The sequence below is a fragment of the Marinilabilia salmonicolor genome (genome assembly GCF_003003035.1).
GTDB lineage: Bacteria > Bacteroidota > Bacteroidia > Bacteroidales > Marinilabiliaceae > Marinilabilia > Marinilabilia salmonicolor_A.
Window position 1 is genome coordinate 1 of the sequence record NZ_PVTS01000030.1, and the last position, 18,429, is coordinate 18,429.

The 18,429-nt window shown below is 43.0% G+C and carries 13 protein-coding genes and 1 pseudogene; 9 read left to right on the plus strand and 5 right to left on the minus strand.

The genetic code is table 11. The features are described 5' to 3' along the window. Positions 1 to 93: 93 nt before the first annotated feature. Positions 94 to 282, minus strand: coding sequence for a hypothetical protein (locus BY457_RS18930; RefSeq protein ID WP_114438040.1), 189 nt, complete (start codon positions 280 to 282; stop codon positions 94 to 96). Between the two features lie 192 nt (positions 283 to 474). On the opposite strand from BY457_RS18930, the gene BY457_RS19110 reads away from it, so the two are divergent. Together BY457_RS19110 and BY457_RS18355 are read left to right on the plus strand one after the other, a co-directional pair. After that, positions 475 to 642 carry a hypothetical protein gene (locus tag BY457_RS19110; protein ID WP_181256535.1) on the plus strand — a complete coding sequence of 56 codons (168 nt, stop codon included), beginning with the start codon at positions 475 to 477 and terminating at the stop codon, positions 640 to 642. A gap of 160 nt (positions 643 to 802) precedes the next feature. Beyond that, positions 803 to 1,270: a DUF4293 domain-containing protein gene (locus BY457_RS18355; RefSeq protein ID WP_106154788.1), complete on the plus strand. Its 468-nt coding sequence runs from the start codon at positions 803 to 805 to the stop codon at positions 1,268 to 1,270. A gap of 125 nt (positions 1,271 to 1,395) precedes the next feature. Here the strand turns inward: BY457_RS18355 and odhB are convergent, their stop codons facing one another. After that, a complete protein-coding gene (odhB, locus tag BY457_RS18360) occupies positions 1,396 to 2,676 on the minus strand; it encodes a 2-oxoglutarate dehydrogenase complex dihydrolipoyllysine-residue succinyltransferase (RefSeq protein ID WP_181256536.1) in 1,281 nt (426 codons plus the stop codon). A gap of 42 nt (positions 2,677 to 2,718) precedes the next feature. Next, a complete protein-coding gene (locus BY457_RS18365) occupies positions 2,719 to 5,538 on the minus strand; it encodes a 2-oxoglutarate dehydrogenase E1 component (protein ID WP_106154790.1) in 2,820 nt (939 codons plus the stop codon). Positions 5,539 to 5,902: 364 nt separating this feature from the next. On the opposite strand from BY457_RS18365, the gene BY457_RS18370 reads away from it, so the two are divergent. After that, the gene (locus BY457_RS18370; protein WP_106154791.1) at positions 5,903 to 8,803 is read left to right on the plus strand and encodes a PD-(D/E)XK nuclease family protein; all 2,901 of its coding nucleotides are present in this window, start codon (positions 5,903 to 5,905) and stop codon (positions 8,801 to 8,803) included. 284 nt (positions 8,804 to 9,087) lie between these two features. Here BY457_RS18370 and trmD read toward each other — a convergent pair whose 3' ends face one another. Continuing rightward, on the minus strand, positions 9,088 to 9,765 hold the full coding sequence (trmD, locus tag BY457_RS18375; protein ID WP_106154792.1) for a tRNA (guanosine(37)-N1)-methyltransferase TrmD: 678 nt from the start codon (positions 9,763 to 9,765) through the stop codon (positions 9,088 to 9,090). A gap of 347 nt (positions 9,766 to 10,112) precedes the next feature. Between trmD and BY457_RS18380 the strand changes: the two genes are divergently transcribed. The 6 genes from BY457_RS18380 to BY457_RS18405 all read left to right on the plus strand — a co-directional run bounded on the left by BY457_RS18380 (position 10,113) and on the right by BY457_RS18405 (position 18,034). Beyond that, complete coding sequence (locus tag BY457_RS18380) at positions 10,113 to 12,155, plus strand: DUF349 domain-containing protein (RefSeq protein WP_106154793.1); 2,043 nt, start codon at positions 10,113 to 10,115, stop codon at positions 12,153 to 12,155. A 211-nt stretch (positions 12,156 to 12,366) separates the two neighbouring features. Further along, the gene (locus tag BY457_RS18385) at positions 12,367 to 13,989 is read left to right on the plus strand and encodes a CTP synthase (RefSeq protein WP_106154794.1); all 1,623 of its coding nucleotides are present in this window, start codon (positions 12,367 to 12,369) and stop codon (positions 13,987 to 13,989) included. A gap of 134 nt (positions 13,990 to 14,123) precedes the next feature. After that, positions 14,124 to 15,986 carry a membrane protein insertase YidC gene (yidC, locus tag BY457_RS18390; RefSeq protein WP_106154795.1) on the plus strand — a complete coding sequence of 621 codons (1,863 nt, stop codon included), beginning with the start codon at positions 14,124 to 14,126 and terminating at the stop codon, positions 15,984 to 15,986. 157 nt (positions 15,987 to 16,143) lie between these two features. Beyond that, the gene (gene xerA, locus BY457_RS18395) at positions 16,144 to 17,283 is read left to right on the plus strand and encodes a site-specific tyrosine recombinase/integron integrase (RefSeq protein WP_106154796.1); all 1,140 of its coding nucleotides are present in this window, start codon (positions 16,144 to 16,146) and stop codon (positions 17,281 to 17,283) included. Positions 17,284 to 17,292: 9 nt separating this feature from the next. Further along, positions 17,293 to 17,772 carry a hypothetical protein gene (locus BY457_RS18400; RefSeq protein WP_106154797.1) on the plus strand — a complete coding sequence of 160 codons (480 nt, stop codon included), beginning with the start codon at positions 17,293 to 17,295 and terminating at the stop codon, positions 17,770 to 17,772. 1 nt (position 17,773) lies between these two features. Further along, a complete protein-coding gene (locus BY457_RS18405) occupies positions 17,774 to 18,034 on the plus strand; it encodes a transporter suffix domain-containing protein (RefSeq protein WP_106154798.1) in 261 nt (86 codons plus the stop codon). Positions 18,035 to 18,117: 83 nt separating this feature from the next. Here BY457_RS18405 and BY457_RS18410 read toward each other — a convergent pair. Continuing rightward, positions 18,118 to 18,429, minus strand: a pseudogene (locus BY457_RS18410) (group II intron reverse transcriptase/maturase); the annotation flags it as partial.

The following is an 18,429-nucleotide window of genomic DNA, read 5'->3' on the forward strand; positions in this document are numbered from 1 at the left end:
ATCCTTCCCCACCACTTCAATATCGGTGATGATGCCACGAAAATCGTTGGTTTCGCCACTTTGGCGATGTTTCATCCTGATGCCAAGGTTTTTTCAAAGCTGATCGTATATTGTTTCGGGTGTCTCAGTCCATACCGTAGGTTTACCGGGACGGTAGTTTACCACCACCTGAAAAGTATGGTGTCCGCTCATCGTCTGATGGAGTTGCATTTCGGTGTAGTCACATTTTTGACCGTCCACGATAACATCCACCTGGACGTTGTTAAGTTCTGATGAATTCATTGAAGTATGAGTTTAGAGTTTTCGGTAAATATTAACAAGCGAAATAATTCAATAGACTAAATAGTCAATAGTTTGTAGTCAGTAGTAAGTAGTCAAGCCTAATACTGACAAACCAAACCCACCAACAAGGCCACGTAAATAACACATATTAAGTGCCTTACAAAAAATAAAAGAGAGTAAAAGCACAGAACAATGCCACTTACTGCTCACAAACAACCCCTTGCGCTCAATAAACTGATGGAGAATAAATTTGTAAAAGCAAAAAAAGCACCCGAAGCACTACGGAGAAGTAGAGGTACTGTAGTCGTTCTTGAGGATAAAATAAATGGAGAAAACCTCCGGATTATTGGAAATTTCTGACATAACGAAGAGTTGAGTTAGAATTTAAGGTTTGTTGCCGGGGCCCTTTCCGGCTAACAGGGATGCAAATTATGCAGTTTGAATGAAAAAGTCAAGAACCAGATTAAGACTCTCTTCTGTTACCGCAAATATTTTTACTTTTGCAAAAAACAATAAATCAATGATACAAAGAATTCAAAGTGTTTACCTGCTGATAGCAGCAGTACTGACGGGCAGCCTGTTCTTTTTCCCAATGGCAGAAATGGCTGACATGAAAGATCTTTATCGTCTCAACTGGCAGGGGATTTTCCAGGTGGAGGCCGATGGTTCGATGCAGATGATGATTCCCGGATGGGCATTAACCATTCTGACAGTTTTGACTACAGCAGTCTCATTGATAACCATTTTTCTCTTTAAGAAACGGATGATACAAATTCGTTTGTGCGCTGTAAGTATGGGACTTCAGTTAGGGTTATCAGGGATGATTTATTATCTGGCCCAAAGTGGGGCCAAAGAGCTGGGCGCTGCTGAAGTATCTTTTAACTGGCCTTTGGTAATGCCACTGATAGCCATTGTGTTTACTTATCTGGCTTTGCGGGGAATTGGGAAAGATGAAGCATTGGTGAGATCACTAAACCGGATTCGATAACGAGGTTGTAGTCGGTAGTTTATAGGCAGTAGTCGTTAATAAACCGTAGTTAAAAAAATATCCCCAAAGACCGCGGAGCTCATATCACTAAAAAAGCGCCTGATCTTTGGGGATATTTATTTTCTTCAAAGTTCGAGCACCGCTTTCAGGGGATCATTCCCTCCGGAAAGAAATGCTTCAGGTTTTTCAAGCATTTTCTTTACGTCCATCAGGAAACCCACCGAATCTTTTCCGTCAATAAGTCGGTGATCGTAACTCAGAGCGATATACATTATCGGCCTAACCTCAACTTTTCCGTCAACTGCCACGGGGCGCTCCACAATATTGTGCATTCCGAGAATGGCCGATTGAGGCGGATTAATTAAAGGAGTGGACAACATGGAACCAAAAACCCCACCATTGGTAATAGTAAAAGTACCTCCACTCATCTCTTCAAGAGAAATTTTACCCGAACGTGCCTTTTCCGCAAGCTTTTTAAGCTCTAACTCAATGTCTGCAAGCGAAAGTTTATCCACATTTCTGATAACCGGAACCATCAGTCCTTTTGGGGTTTGCACAGCCACTGAGATATCCACATACTGTGGAGTGACAATCTCCTCCTTATCGATCATGCTATTCACCTTGGGCCTCATCTTCAGAGCCAGAGCCGAAGCTTTCATGAAAAAAGACATGAATCCCAGTTTTACTCCATGCTTATCGACAAACTGATTTTGATATTGCTTTCGGGTTTTCATTATGGCCGACATATCCACCTCGTTAAAAGTGGTGAGCATGGCGGTCTCATTTTTCACACTCACCAGCCGCTGGCTCAATTTCCGGCGCAACTGGCTCATCTTCTCACGTTGTTCGCTTCTATCAATTTCCTGATCTGAAGAGGTAGCAGGAGATGCCGATACACCCTCTATTACAGCATCAACATCAGAGGCTGAAAGTTTCTTCAAACCGGCAACAATATCATCAACGGATAATCCGGCCACTTTCATTTTCTCACGGGCCAGCGGGGTCGAGCGCACCTTATCATTTTGTGGCACTTTATCATCCAACTGCTTTTCAGGCTTTTGCCGAACAGTCTCCTCCTTCTTCTCCGGTGCCTCTGACTTCTCTTCTTCATCCTCAACCTCATCATCACCGGAAGCATCTGCCTCGGTCTGGTCAGTATCATCAGGCACCTCTACGGAAGTGTCGATGCGACAAGCCACCTCACCCACCGAAACGGTAGTTCCGGCTTCAACTTCAATAGAAATTTTCCCACTCTCGGTGGCATTAAGCATCAGGGTAGCCTTGTCTGATTCAATCTCTGCCAAATCCTGATCCTTGTGGACCAAATCACCGTCTGAAACGAGCCACGTGGCCAGTTCCACTTCTGTAATGGATTCTCCGGGACTCGGTATTTTTATATCAATCATAATATTATTGATTAGTGGTTTCCTGTTTCAACCTGAATTGATCTATATTGAAAAACGCTGAGGGGACTCAAAATACTTATGCTGCTTAAGAATCTCAGCACGTGATTTTCCTTCAACACACTGGAGTCCGCAATAATCGTTTTTCAATGCACAATGGCATTTTTTAAATACTTTCCCGATGATTTCCTTCTGCCCCACCACATGCAGACCATTAAGTCCGGTAGCAGGACTTGCGCTGGCCAATCGGGCCACAGGTACTAGCTTCAACTCGGGAATCTGATTCTCTACATAGTACCAGGGGCCCATATTTTCAGGCTCTTCCTGCACCCACAGATTTAAAAGTGCATTGGGATATGTTTTGAGGAGCTCCAAAATTTGATTTTTTGGAAACGGATGCAGCTGCTCCACTCTGATAATTGCAACATCGCGGGCATTCAGTTCCTCTTTCCGGGCCAGTAAATCATAATATATCTTCCCGGAACAGAAAACAATACGTTTTACAGACTCACGGTCGGTATTTTCATCATCAATAATTTCCTTAAAACCTCCGGAGGCCAGATCATCCAATTTAGAAACACATTTGGGATGTCTCAACAGACTTTTAGGGGTAAACACCACCATGGGAATACGGAAATCACGCTTAAGCTGACGTCTTAAAGCATGGAAGAAATTGGCCGGAGTGGTACAATTCAGTACCTGCATATTGTTATTGGCCGCCTGATTCAGGAACCTTTCAATACGTGCACTGGAATGTTCAGGCCCCTGCCCCTCAAAACCATGTGGCAAAAGCATCACCAACCCATTCATAAGGCCCCATTTTTCCTCTGCAGAGCTCACAAACTGGTCCACCACAACCTGTCCCACATTAAAGAAGTCTCCAAATTGCGCTTCCCAAATCGTCAAACCATTTGGGACGCCCAAAGAGAAGCCGTATTCAAACCCCAACACTCCATATTCGTTTAGTGGTGAGTTGTAAATATCAAAAGATGGTTGATCCTCAGACAGGTGTTGCAATGGGAAATACGATTCTGCCATATCCTCCACTGTAAATCCGGCATGACGGTGGGCAAAAGTACCCCTGACGGAGTCCTGACCACTGACCCTGACAGGATGGCCCTCGTGGAGCAAAGTTGCATAAGCCAGCAATTCACCCAATGCCCAATCGAGCCGGTCTTCCTTTACCATCTGTTTTCGATCGGCCACCAGTTTTTCAAGCTTCCTGAAAAATTTAACATCTTCGGGCAAGTGATTGATCTCCTCTGCAAGTTTCAGCAAAAGATTCTTCTCAACTCCGGTATCCGGTGATTGCTCAAAATCCTTTTTCTCTGCGTATCGAAATTCTTTCCATAAATCTTTCAGAAAATGGCGAATATGCACCACATCTGTCTTTTGCGATTCTACCAATTCCGACTCCAAAGCATCGTTGTACTCTTTTTGAAGAGTGGCAATATCCTTTTTACTCAGTACCTTCTCTTTTTGCAGTTTTTGAGCATAAATATCATGCGGATTGGGGTGGGACGCTATTGCCTGGTAAAGTGTTGGCTGTGTAAAACGAGGCTCATCGCCTTCGTTGTGCCCGTGTTTGCGATAAGAAAGGATATCCAAAAACACATCGGCATGAAAAGTCTGACGATACTCAACTGCCAGCTCCAAAGCATAAACAATGGCCTCGGCATCATCTCCGTTTACGTGAAATACCGGACTTCGGGTCACTTTTCCCACATCGGTACTGTAGGTACTGGAACGGGCATCAAGATAATTGGTGGTAAATCCCACCTGATTGTTAATGACAATGTGAATGGATCCCCCTGTGGAATAACCATTCAGGCGGGCCATCTGCACCACCTCATAAACCACTCCCTGGCCGGCAATAGCGGAATCGCCATGAATGACAACAGGAATCACCTTACTAAAATCTTTATTGTAGGCATGTTCCGCTCTCGACCTTGTAAGACCTTCCACAACAGGAGTAACCGCCTCCAGGTGAGAGGGATTCGGCAGAAGATTTACCTTTACCGGATTTCCGGAAAGGGTATCCACCTCGCTATCGTACCCCAGGTGATATTTCACATCACCCAAAGAGATACTTTCATCATATTGATCACCATTAAATTCATTAAAAATATCCCGAACGGGTTTTTTAAGAATATTGCTCAGCACATTTAAACGCCCACGGTGAGCCATACCAATCATCACCTCACGAATACCCAGTTCTGCACCCTTTTCCACCAGAGCATCTAGCCCGGGAATCAGCACTTCCCCCCCTTCGAGAGAAAATCTTTTCTGGCCAACAAATTTTCGATGAATAAAATTCTCAAAACCCACAGCTTCTTTCAGCCGGTTGTATATCCTCAGCTTCTTTTCTTTTGTGAATGAGGGGGTGTTGCGCACCTCTTCCATCCTCGTTTTTAACCATGACACCATTTCGGGATGACGAATATAGAGGTACTCAACCCCCACAGATCCACAATAAGTTTGTTTTAAATGCTCAATAATATTCTTCAGTGGAACAGCTCCAAGTCCGATATCATTTCCGGCCTGAAAAACTGTTTCCAGATCTTCTTCCACAAGTCCGAAATTCTCCACATCCAGCGTAGGAAAATATTTTCGCCGGGAGCGAACCGGGTTGGTTGCCGTAAACAGGTGGCCCCGCTGACGATACCCGTGTATAAGATTTATTACATTAAATTCTTTGCTTACCTGACCCGGGACGGCTTCTTCATACCTCATCCGGGCAAAGTCAAAACCTCTGAAAAAATCACGCATTCCTGCATCCACAGAGTCAGGGTTTTGTTGATAATCTTTGTAGAGTTTTTCTATCGCTTCAATGTCGCTGTTTCCGACAAACGAAAATGAGTCCATAATTCCTGTTTGTATGGCGTTTTACTGTTAATCTTCCGATTAAGATTTAATGCTTAATAGTGTCTGTCCATAAAGTACCATTTACTGCGTTACGCTTGTCCGAAAAGTACTCATTTACGAAAAGTAAACTCCGTATTTTCGGACTTGCGCCACCGCTAAAGCTTTAGGCGGCACGCGGTCGCAAGCCTTGTAACTGGCACTTTCTGAACAGACACAGTTCCTATTATAATTTTCCCTGACTTTATTGACGGGAACTAATAGTTAAAATCAGCCAATAATCATTTATCTTTGATGATAATAACCCAAGCCTTTTTATCAGGTTTATCCTGATTGTTACACAAATCATAAAAAGACATCGATAAATATGCGATTTTTTCTGGAACAACTGGCCGATTATCACCTTCAAAAATATTTAACAGATATATCTGAGTTTTGTTTTGTTTTTCCCAGTCGGCGGGCAGGCGTTTTTTTTCGTCAGTACCTGAATGACAAAACTCCCAAGCCGGTTTTTTCTCCCGAGATAATAACCATCAACGATTTGTTCGGAAAGCTAGAACCACGTCCTGTGAGCGATAACATCAGCCTCATCTTTAAACTTTATGATTCTTACAGGGAGGTAATGGATAAAGATATTGCACTGGATGATTTTATTCCCTGGGGAGAAATGTGTCTGGCCGATTTTGATGACATTGATAAGTATCTGGCGGACCCCGAACAACTATTCAGGAATCTGGCGGATCAAAAAGCGTTGGATGACGATTTTAGTCACCTGGATGACGATCAGGTGGAAGCCATCCGTACTTTCTGGAGTTCTTTTGACCCGGAAAAGTTATCACGCCTTCAAAAATCTTTTTTGGAAGTTTGGGAAAAGATGCCTGAACTTTACCGTCATTTCAACGAACGACTCGACCGGGACAACGAGGCCTATGAAGGAAAAATGTTCCGATTGACTGCACAAAAAATACAGGACAAAACTGTTGGGGAGGTTCCGTATAAGCACATTGTTTTTGCCGGACTGAATGCACTTAACAACTGTGAAAAAAGACTGCTCAACTACCTTAAAATAAAAGGAACAGCAGCATTCTTCTGGGATTACCCCCAATGGATTATGGAAGCTCCGGTGCAATCTTCGGATCAGGGCTTAATCAGAGGTGAACACGAGGCAGCCCGGTTTATCAAAAACAACATCCTGGACTTCCCCATGCCTGCCGACTGGGATAATCCGCAGCATGAAGGGCCTGAAAAAATTACAATCGCCACGGCAGCCAATGATCTCGGACAAACCCAGATAGCTGCAGAATTTTTGAAAAAGATAACGGTTCAAAACAATCCCAACCCGACGGCAGAAGATGCCCCCCAGGCAAAAACCGCCCTCGTTTTGGCCGATGAGGCACTGATGCTTCCTGCCATACATGCCATTCCGGAAACCTGGGACAAAATCAATGTCACCCTGGGATATCCGCTAAAAAACACTCCGGCTTATGGTTTGGTGGAAACGCTCATGACACTTCAGCAATCCATGCGAACCACCCGGCAAGGTAAGACCTGGTTTTATCACCGCCACCTGCTCGGACTGCTGCGCCACCAATACATCACCACCATCATGGGCAAAGAAGGCCGACAACTTGTCAACAAATTAATCGCTGCCAACCAGGTCTTTATCGAAAAAAGCAATATCCCTCCACACGAATTAACAGATCGGTTGCTGAAAAAAACCAACACCACTGAGGATCTTACCGAATATCTGAAAAATGTCCTCCAAATGGTTTATCAGCATTTGAAAAAAAATCCCGAAACCGCACTGGAAAGGGAATTTGTATATCATCTGTATCTGACCATCAAACGACTGGGCGAAATATTATCGGCTCAAACAGAAAAGGTAACTCCGGAAACCTGGCACCGCCTGTTCCGAAAACTGGCAGATTTTCAAACAGTTCCCTTTAGAGGGGAGCCCTTGAGCGGCCTTCAGGTAATGGGGATACTGGAAACAAGGGTACTCGATTTCGATAATCTGGTGATTCTGAGTATGAACGAAGGAATATTTCCACACACCGCTCCTCCCAACAGCTTTATCCCATACAATTTGCGTAAAGGCTTCGGACTACCCACCATTGACAATCAGGATTCTATTTTTGCCTATTATTTCTACCGTCTGATACACCGGGCCAAAAATGTCACCCTGGCATGGGCCTCTTCCGACGCCAAGGGACAAGCTGGAGAGATGAGCCGTTTTCTGCATCAGCTCTATTACGAATACCCGGGTATTGTGCAAAATGACACATACATACAGAATGTAGGCACCAAGATAGCTCCTGAGATATTCTCGGAAAAAAATGAAGAAGTAAAACAACAACTTTCTGAATATCGAAAGGAGGGCACCCGATCCCTTTCGCCAAGTGCCCTGAGCACCTATATAGAATGCCCGCTGCGGTTTTATTTTAAATATCTTGCCGGGGCCAAAGAAGCGGAGGATATATCTGAAGAACTGGATCCCCGTATTTTCGGAAATCTGTTTCACCAAACGGTGGAAGCTCTTTATCAGCCATTCCTAAATCAGGTTGTTACTCCCGAAATTATCAACGAGATTGCCAAACCTGAGAAAATCGCAAAAACGCTGGAACGGATATTTGCAAAGAATGTACCTTTTATCCGGCAGGATAAAAGTGTTTTCGTGGACTTACAAGGAAAAAACAGTCTGGTTTTCGAAGTGTTGATGCGCTACCTTACCGGTTTTTTCCGAAATGAGAAACAAAGCGCTCCGTTTACCATTAAAGGACTGGAAACCAACATCCATATGAATTTCACCACTCCATCGGGCAAAAACATCAGCCTGGGAGGAAACATTGACCGCCTGGACGAAAAAGAGGGTATCACCAGGGTGATTGACTACAAAACCGGACAGGGTGATAATAAAATTTCGAAATTCGAAGAGCTTTTTGACACGACCAAACACTCTAAAAATAAAGCAACCTTCCAAACTCTTCTTTATTCCCTGATGGTTGAAAACAGCGGAGTTCCCCCTGAACAGATTCAACCGGGGGTGGTTTGGATGCGCAAACTTTTTACCGATACGGACACTTCGCTCTGGCTGCAGCAGGGAAGACAACAAAAATCACCGATAACTCTGGGGTTGGCCAAAGATGAATACCAGGATGGACTGGGACAATTACTGGATGAATTGTTTGATGAAAAAATTCCGTTTCGTCAGACGCCCCATGAGAAAAATTGTGAGTATTGTGTGTATCGGGAGATTTGTTTGAAATAGGATGAGGCAGGCAGAAGTTTGTCAGGCAGAAGTGAAAAGTAAGAAATCGTCACCCCTTCCGGGGTTTTTCCAATCATTGCAACATCATTTCTACCAAACTGTCGCTTAGCCGGGACTGGTCCACCATGAAAAAGAAAAACCGAACAATCATTACCTCCACCTATAAATTGAAAAATATATGGTCATGCCAGAAATCCAGCTTCAGAGTATAAGAAGCCCTCATCTCTAATCTCCTTGCTTTCTGCTCCATACCCCAAGCCCATATCCCCGTGCTTCCAACGCGTTTAATCATCCAGCAAATCGGGGCGCAATTTCCTGGTACGCTCAAAGGCTTGTTGTTCGCGCCATTCATCAATCAACTTGTCATTTCCTGACAACAACACTTCCGGCACTTTCCATCCATTGTAATCAGAAGGACGGGTATAGACCGGTGGTGCCAGCAGATTGTCCTGAAAAGAATCGGTAAGCGCAGAAGTTTCATCACCAATAACGCCGGGAAGCACACGTACTACGGCATCCACCACCACTGCAGCCGCCAGTTCTCCGCCACTGAGCACGAAATCACCCACTGAAATCTCACCGGTAATAAAATGCTCCCGTACCCTGTGATCCACCCCTTTGTAATGACCACAAAGAATAATGATGTTGCCACTCAGGGAGAGTTTGTTGGCCTCCTGCTGATCAAAACGCCGTCCGTCAGGAGTCATAAAAAGAATATGATCATAGGTCCGTTCCTCGCTTAGCTTATTAATGGCACGGGCAATGGGGTCTATCTGCATAACCATCCCGGCACCACCGCCGAACGGATAGTCATCCACCTTTTTGTGCTTATCGGTACTGTAGTCACGGATATCGTGCAAAAAAATCTCCACAGCCCCTTTTTCAACAGCCCGTTTAATGATAGATTCACTGAATGGTCCCTGAAACATAGCAGGAAACAAGGTAAGTATATCGATGCGCATAAAATATCTTTTTTGCAAAGATAGCAAAAGCTATAGATTGTTTTGGGGTTTGGAGTTTGGAGTCAGCAGTTGGTAGAGGGTTTGGTTATTAAAGAATGGAAGTTTCAAAGGCAGAAGTGAAACAATAAACTTTTTTCAGATTGAGGTATTCCTCCTGCCTCTCTCATTATTTCGCGACGCGACCGATAATGAGAGTGCCAGGAGGATTATATAAATCATCCCTGACAGTGTAAAAAGCTCATTTTGATGTAAAAATATTTGAGGTTTGCAGTATATTTGATAGATTCGTAGAAACATTTTAGTGATAAGAGCCCAAAAGCTTTGTCGCATCTTTAAAATAAAAAAAGATGGAAGCCAACGACCTAAACAAATCATCTGAGGAGCAGATGAATTTGAATTCAGATGTACAATCTGAAAATATGGAGAAAAAAGAGATCAAGCCCGAACAATCCGAGAATCAACAGGAAAAGAAACCGGAAAAACCAATGCCGGCTTCGGATACTACAGAATCCAGGGAAGAAAATTATTCATCGGAAAAGGAAACCTCCGGTTCTGAGGAGGCATCCACCGTGAACCAAGAGCAGGAAGAAGTTGCAGAAGCCCCCTCAGATAAGGAACACAAAGAAGAAGAGGAGACCGAAGCCTCAGACAAATCCAAACATCCGGAAGAGGTGGATTATGGAACTCTCACACGCGAAGAATTGCTTAAAAAATATCATGAATTGCTCAATAATTTCTCTACCGGAGTGATCAAAGATCATGTTGAGACCATCCGCAAGGAGTTTGAGCGGAAAAGTGCATCCGAACTGGCTAAACTAAAAGCAGATTTTGTGGCCTCGGGAGAACCGGCTGAGGCATTTACACCGCCGCACGACAATCTTTCGGATGATATGCAAAATGCTATTCAGCAATACCGCAAAAAACGTGACGAAGAAAGGACAAGAAAAGAAGAAGAGAAGAAGCAGAACCTTGTCGCCAAATATGAGGTAATAGAAGGCATTAAGGAGCTGGCCAATCGCCAGGAATCGTTACACGAAACCTTTGACGAATTCAGAGCATTGCAACAGCGATGGCGGGAAATAGGTCCTGTGCCCCAGGGGGAGGTCCACGATATGTGGGAAAATTATCATCTTCAGGTGGAGAACTTCTACAACTACATTAAAATAAACAAAGAGCTCCGCGACCTGGATTTAAAAAAGAACTATGAGACCAAACTGGAACTTTGCGAAAAAGCAGAAAAGCTCCTTTTGGAACCATCCATCGTCAAAGCATTTAAAATCCTTCAGAAATATCACAATCAATGGCGTGAAACAGGCCCCGTGCCTCGCGAGAAAAAAGAGGAACTCTGGGAACGTTTTCATGAAACCACCGTTAAGCTGAACCAAAAGCATCAGGAGCATTATGAAAACATGAAGGAACAGCTTCAGAAAAATCTGGAAGCCAAGCAGGAGCTCTGTGAAAAAGTGGAAGCATTACTGGAACAAGATTTGAAGTCGCCAAAAGAATGGGAGAAGAACAGCAAAGCCATCATAGAAATCCAGAAAATATGGAAAACCATTGGTTTTGCACCCAAAAAAGACAATCAGGAGATCTACCTGCGTTTCCGGACTGCCTGTGACAAATTCTTCGACAACAAACGTGATTTTTTCAAACAGTACAAAGACGAACAACAAAACAACCTTCAGATAAAAAATGAGTTGGTGGAGAAAGCCGAATCGCTGAAGGATAGCACCGATTGGAAAAACACCACCGATGAGCTGATTCGCATTCAGAAAAAGTGGAAAGAGACAGGCCCGGTGCCCCGAAAACACTCGGATATCATCTGGAAAAAGTTCCGTGGTGCCTGCGATCATTTCTTTAACCGCAAGTCGGAATTCTTCAGTAAGAAAGATGAAGCCCAGGAAGACAATTTGAAACTAAAAGAAGAACTGATAGAGGAACTGAAACAATACGAGCCGGGTGAAAACAATGAAAAAAGTTTTTCAACCCTTCAGGAGTTTCAACGCCGCTGGTCAGAGATTGGCTTCGTCCCCATCAAAGAAAAAGATCGTGTAAACCAGGAGTTCAGAAATCTGATTAATGCCCGTTTCGACCACCTGAATATGGATGAAAACAACAAGGCCATTCAGAAATTCAGAAACAAACTGGAAAACTGGCAAAACGAAGGTCAGTTTGACGATCGGATTAACCAGGAACGCAACAAAATTATAGGAAAACTCAAGCAACTGGAGAATGACATCATCCTGTGGGAAAACAACATTGGCTTTTTCGCAAAATCAAAAAGTTCTGAGGCCCTGGTGCGCGATTTCCGCAACAAAATAGAAAACGGCAAGCGAACCATCAAAATGCTTAACGAAAAGCTGGATCTGATTGAAGAGATCGAGAAGTGAGGATTTTGAGTTCGGGGTTGGGGGTTTTGAATTTCAAAAACAGATGAGCACCATTCAATTTAATGGATTAAAATCAAAAAAGGAAGGATGGATGATATACCGGTGTAGCTCATTTTATAATTAATCCACACAAATTCCGGGTACTTTTTGCTAACTTTGTGCTTTTAATTTTTGAAAAAGTACGATCGTTGAATCTTAAAATAGTGGAATTGTGCCCGATACACGTTATGTTTTTGTAACCGGAGGTGTTGCATCCTCATTAGGAAAAGGAATTATCTCGGCGTCCCTGGCCAAACTTCTTCAGGCCCGCGGTTACCGGGTAACCATTCAAAAGCTGGATCCATATCTGAATGTAGATCCCGGAACACTTAACCCCTACGAACACGGGGAGTGTTATGTTACCGAAGATGGTGCCGAAACAGATCTGGATCTGGGGCATTATGAACGATTTCTGAATGTTCCCACCTCACAGGCGAACAATGTTACCACCGGACGTATCTATCAGAATGTCATCAACAAAGAGCGACGAGGAGACTACCTGGGAAAAACGGTTCAGATAATTCCGCATATCACCGACGAAATTAAACGCAACATCAAGCTATTGGGCAGTAAGCACAAATTTGATGTGGTCATCACAGAAATTGGGGGTACAGTCGGCGATATTGAATCATTGCCCTACATTGAAGCGGTACGTCAGCTGAAGTGGGAACTGGGACACCGCGCTACCGTGATTCACCTCACACTGGTTCCCTATCTGGCTGCAAGTGGTGAACTAAAGACCAAACCTACACAGCATTCTGTAAAATCTCTGTTGGAAATCGGAGTTCAGCCAGATGTGTTGGTACTGCGAACAGAACATGACCTGTCGAGTGACATTCGTAAAAAAGTCGCCTTATTTTGTAATGTTGACAGTCGGGCTGTGGTTCAATCCATTGATGTATCATCCATATACGAAGTCCCTGTGAAAATGCAGGAAGAAGGATTGGATGAAATTATTCTGGAAAAATTGCAACTCCCCATTGAAGGAAAGCCTGAGCTCAAAGAGTGGAAGAATTTCCTTAGCAAACTTAAAGCAGCAAAGAAAACCATCAGAATTGGTCTTGTAGGAAAATATGTGGAATTGGCTGATGCCTACAAATCAATTATTGAAGCCCTGAACCATGCGGGAACGTACAACGACCGCAAAGTTGAACTCAGACTGATTCATTCGGAAAACATCAATCAGGAAAACGTTGAAAACACCTTAAAAGATCTTCATGGAATATTGGTCGCCCCGGGATTTGGACACAGGGGAATAGAGGGGAAACTTTTAGCAGTTCGTTATGCCCGGGAAAAAGATGTGCCATTCTTTGGTATTTGTCTGGGTATGCAATGTGCAGTTATTGAGTTTTCACAAAATGTGCTGAAGCTGGAGAAGCCCAATTCACGGGAGATGGATCACAACACGCCCAACCCGGTGATTGACCTCATGGAAGATCAGAAAAATATAACTGATAAAGGAGGAACAATGCGTCTGGGAGCTTATGAGTGTGAGTTGAAAAACAATACCAATTCGGCCAGGGCTTATCAGAAAGATTTGATCCATGAACGTCACCGTCACCGTTACGAATTCAACAACGAGTATCTGCAGCAATTTGAAGATGCCGGAATGATAAGTGCCGGAATTAATCCCGATACCGGCTTGGTGGAGATTGTTGAAATTCCAAAAAATAAATGGTTTGTTGGCGTTCAGTTCCACCCCGAGTATAGCAGTACAGTCATTAAGCCTCACCCCATGTTTCTGGCATTTGTAAAAGCAGCCATTGAGCATGAAGAGGAAGGAAAGAAGGGTTGAAGGTTCTGAGTTTGGGAGCAAACTTTATTACCCGCAAAACCAGGTGATTTACAATCGTTTAATAAAAAAATAATGGCAACGGTTCAAGGAACTTTTGTCAAAAGAGAAAAATATAATACAAATAATAACGCATAATGGATAAAAATTCGATAACAGGACTTCTACTTATTACAGCCATCCTTGCTCTGTTTTGGTGGATGAATAAACCATCGGAAGAAGATCTGGCAAAACGGAAACGCCAACTGGATTCTATCAACCGGGTAGAGCAACTCCGGGCTGTGGAAGCAGAAAAAAATGTTCAGGCTGAATCGGAGGATGTTACAGGGGAACAGCAATCCCAACAAAATAATAAAGACAGTGCCCGGATTCAGGCTGCCGGCATTTTGGCTCCCTACATCAAAGGAGAACAGCAATTTACCACAATTGAGAATGAAAAGATTAAAGTTACCTTATCGAACCTCGGTGGTCGCATTTATTCCGTAGAATTAAAAGAATATCAAACACACGACGGTCGTCCTTTGGTTTTGTTTGAAGGGAATGACAACCGATATGGGTTCAATTTCACTTACAACACCAATATCTATCATACCAATGATTTATATTTTGATGTAAAGAAGCAGGGCGAAAACTCAGTTAGCTTTGAGATTTCGGGTGCAGACAGAGAAAACCTGTCTCTCACATACAGTTTGACGGATGATGCCAACATGGTTGAACACCATATCTCTGCAGAAAATCTTGGAAACAAATTTGATGTCCCACGCAATGCACTTGACCTGGAATGGTATCAGAAAATGCCTGCCCAGGAAAAAGGAAGACAGTTTGAAACCCAGTATTCAGGAATTTATTACAAGTTTTTCCAGAACGATGTAGATGATATTTCCGGCAACAGCAGCAGCAGTGAAGATTTGCGGACACCGGTAAAATGGATTGCGTTTAAAGACCAGTTTTTCAGCTCAATCCTGATATCAGATGAAAATATGGCCAGCGCGTTTGTGGAGACAACAGTGATTGAGGATGAAACCAATCCAATCTTGCGTATCAACCAGGCCGAGGCGGCCATCCCTTTCGATTTCTCAGAAAACGACGAAGCGCAGATGCGTTTCTTTTTTGGTCCCAACCACTTTTACACCCTTAAGGCTTATGAAGATCTTGACCTTCATCAGATCCTTCCTCTTGGGTGGGGTATTTTTGGCTGGATCAACCGGTATGCAGTAATCCCTGTTTTTAACTTCCTGGAAGGATTTATCGGAAGCTACGGTATCATTATCCTGATTCTGACACTCCTCATCAAGCTGGTTCTGTTTCCCCTCACCTACAAGTCGTATATGTCAACGGCCAAGATGAGGGTATTGAAACCACAGATTGATGAGATTAATGAGCGCATTCCAAAAGATAAAGCCATGGAACGTCAGCAGGCCACCATGGCACTGTATCGCAAAGCGGGAGTAAATCCCATGGGTGGGTGTTTACCCATGCTTTTACAGATGCCAATCCTGATTGCGATGTTCCGGTTTTTCCCCAGTTCCATCGAGTTGCGTCAGGAAAGTTTCTTGTGGGCCACTGACTTGTCAACCTATGACAGCATATGGGATTTACCGTTCGAGATTCCGTTTTATGGAGACCATGTGAGTTTATTTACCCTGCTGATGGCGGCAACCAACATATTCTATACACGCATCAATCAGGAAATGACACAATCGTCGGCCCAGATGCCGGGAATGAAAGGAATGATGTATATGATGCCGATTATGTTCCTATTCTTTTTCAACCAGTATGCTTCCGGTCTGAGTTATTATTATTTCGTCTCTACCCTGATTACAGTAGGACAAACTCTCCTGATTCGTCAGTTTGTTGATGAAAAAGCCATTCTGGCAAAATTGAAAGCGAACCAGAAAAAACCAGCAAAGAAGTCGAAGTTCCAGGCACGCCTTGAAGCCATGCAAAAGCAACAGCAACAAGTGCAGAAAGCAAAAGGCAAGAAGCCCGGAAAGAAATAAGAATTAATCAGGTAAGCAACCTGAGTAAAATTCAAAAGAGGAACATCCAAGCGATGTTCCTCTTTTTTTTTTGGAATCTACTCAACAAATTAACCCATTTGGAATAATTAATCAGAAAAACTAAATTTACATTATTACAATTACAAAATAATTAATCTTGAATCCCAAACCTACCATATCACTAATCCCGGCAACGCATAGAGGTAATGAAGTAATCTTATTCCGGTTCGATTACAACGAAAATCTGATTAAAACCATCCGTAAACTGCCGGAAATTCGTTGGAGTGCCACAAAAAAATGTTGGTATCAGCCAAAAATTCAGTTCAATCTCAATCACACTTTTGCCTTGATTAAACCTCTAGCCTTTCTTGACTACAAGCTGATGCTAAGTGAAAAAAATCAAGATGCCCCCAATAAAACACCTACAGAAAACAGATATACCCACCGGGCAACAACACCTCTCCCCGATGGATACATGGAGTTACTCCACCAGAAACGGTACAGCGAAAATACGATAAGAACCTATACTGCCTATATCAAGGATTTTTCCTATGCGTTCAGGAATAAGCAACTTTCGGAGATAACGAAAGAGGAAATTAGCAGCTACATGCTCGGTCTTATAGAGAAGAACAAAATATCCGGAACCGAGCAAAATCAAAGAATCAATGCCATAAAGTTTTATTACGAAAAGGTACTGGGGCATGAAAAAAGCACTTATTACCTGGAAAGACCAAGAACCGAAAAACCATTACCAAAAGTTTTTAGTAAACAAGAGGTTATATCAATCATAAAACAGTGCTCCAACCTGAAGCACCGGTGTATTTTATCTATGATATACTCTGCCGGACTCCGCAGAAGTGAATTGATCAATCTTAAACTTTCGGATATTCTTGCCGACAGAAATCAAATAATTATCCGACATGCCAAAGGCAAAAAAGACCGGTATTCTCTCCTATCGCCACACCTGCTTAAGGAACTAAGGGCCTACTACAAAACATTCAGACCCACAGTATGGCTTTTTGAGGGACAAAAACCCGGCACCCAGTATAGTGCTTCAAGTATTCGAAAAATCCTTTCCATAGCGGCAAAAAAAGCAGGTATCAAACGAAGGATTACTCCGCACATGCTAAGACACTCCTTTGCCACTCACCTTTTGGAACAAGGAATTGACTTAAGATACATCCAGAGTTTACTTGGTCACTCTTCCAGCAAAACAACAGAAATATACACGCACGTTTCAACCAGTGAATTGAGTAAAATAAAAAATCCTCTGGACGACCTATGGGAACCTGATTAACATAAAAAGGTGCACAATCCACCCGCTTTGTTGGAGAAATTGTGTACCTTTAATATCGACAAGGCAAATATAACAGCACCAGGTGATGATACAAGGACGTTATGTGCCATTTTAGAACTACCAGACAATGAAATGACCGAGAAAATTCCAACATTAAAACCTGACACATTTAAGAAGTTGTTAATGGCAGACATTGACCATTTTCAGTTGGACAAACCCCACTTTAACGACTTTTATTTTCACGACCTTTCAAAAGACACTTACAAACTAAAACTGCCTTTACCTCCCCACAGAAAAACAGTAAACGATTTTATTCTTATTACTTCGGGGTCAATAACAAAAAGTGCAGGCATTGACACTTACGAAGTAACCAAAAACACAATTTTTATTCTACCAGTTGGACAAATTACAACAACGACAAGCATTTCGGATAATTTGAAAGGTGATTACTGTCATTTCTCAAATAGTTTTATAGCAGAAAGAAAATAAAATGGAAAAACAAAATTGGAAATTCAAATTAGGATTAATGTTGGTAATTATATCAACACTAATTTTTGCGTTGTTACTTTTATTGCCATTCCTTGACACAACAGGCAAAAATAAAATTGTAATTTCAACTGTTATTGTAATTATTGGCGAAGTGCTATTTTGGTGTGGCGGACTTCTACTTGGACGACAAATTATCGACAAATACAAAACTTACCTAAATCCGAAAAATTGGTTCAACCGACAAAAGAAAAACGGCACATAATCGAGTAGACTGCCGCTAGGTCAATGACCTAGCGGAGAGCCTCTCACACCACCGTACGTACGGGTCTCGTATACGGCGGTTCTTTAAACCATGGGAAACAGTTGATTCAGTTCCGTATTTTTGGAAATTGTCTTAAACATTGTAGCCAAAGGAATGTATCCCCGCTTTATTAGACGGGCTTTGGTAATGGTGGTTCCCAATATTGGGCTTTGCGCAATGGCCCAACCTCCCATCCTGCTCCGGCTCCATGCATAGGCATCTCTTGGAGGGACACCTAAACGGATCAGGTTTTTCCGTTTCCGTTCGAGCTTCTTCCAGTGATGCCAAATGCAATATCTTAAGCGATTGCGCAGCCAGCCATCCAATTCTGCCAGTTTTCCCTTGATGTTGGCATA

Coding starts and splice junctions, on each gene's coding strand:
- BY457_RS18930 (WP_114438040.1), bottom strand. CDS start 282: ATGAATTCATCAGAACTTAACAACGTCCAGGTGGATGTTATCGTGGAC.
- BY457_RS19110 (WP_181256535.1), top strand. CDS start 475: ATGCCACTTACTGCTCACAAACAACCCCTTGCGCTCAATAAACTGATG.
- BY457_RS18355 (WP_106154788.1), top strand. CDS start 803: ATGATACAAAGAATTCAAAGTGTTTACCTGCTGATAGCAGCAGTACTG.
- odhB (WP_181256536.1), bottom strand. CDS start 2,676: ATGATTGATATAAAAATACCGAGTCCCGGAGAATCCATTACAGAAGTG.
- BY457_RS18365 (WP_106154790.1), bottom strand. CDS start 5,538: ATGGACTCATTTTCGTTTGTCGGAAACAGCGACATTGAAGCGATAGAA.
- BY457_RS18370 (WP_106154791.1), top strand. CDS start 5,903: ATGCGATTTTTTCTGGAACAACTGGCCGATTATCACCTTCAAAAATAT.
- trmD (WP_106154792.1), bottom strand. CDS start 9,765: ATGCGCATCGATATACTTACCTTGTTTCCTGCTATGTTTCAGGGACCA.
- BY457_RS18380 (WP_106154793.1), top strand. CDS start 10,113: ATGGAAGCCAACGACCTAAACAAATCATCTGAGGAGCAGATGAATTTG.
- yidC (WP_106154795.1), top strand. CDS start 14,124: ATGGATAAAAATTCGATAACAGGACTTCTACTTATTACAGCCATCCTT.
- BY457_RS18405 (WP_106154798.1), top strand. CDS start 17,774: ATGGAAAAACAAAATTGGAAATTCAAATTAGGATTAATGTTGGTAATT.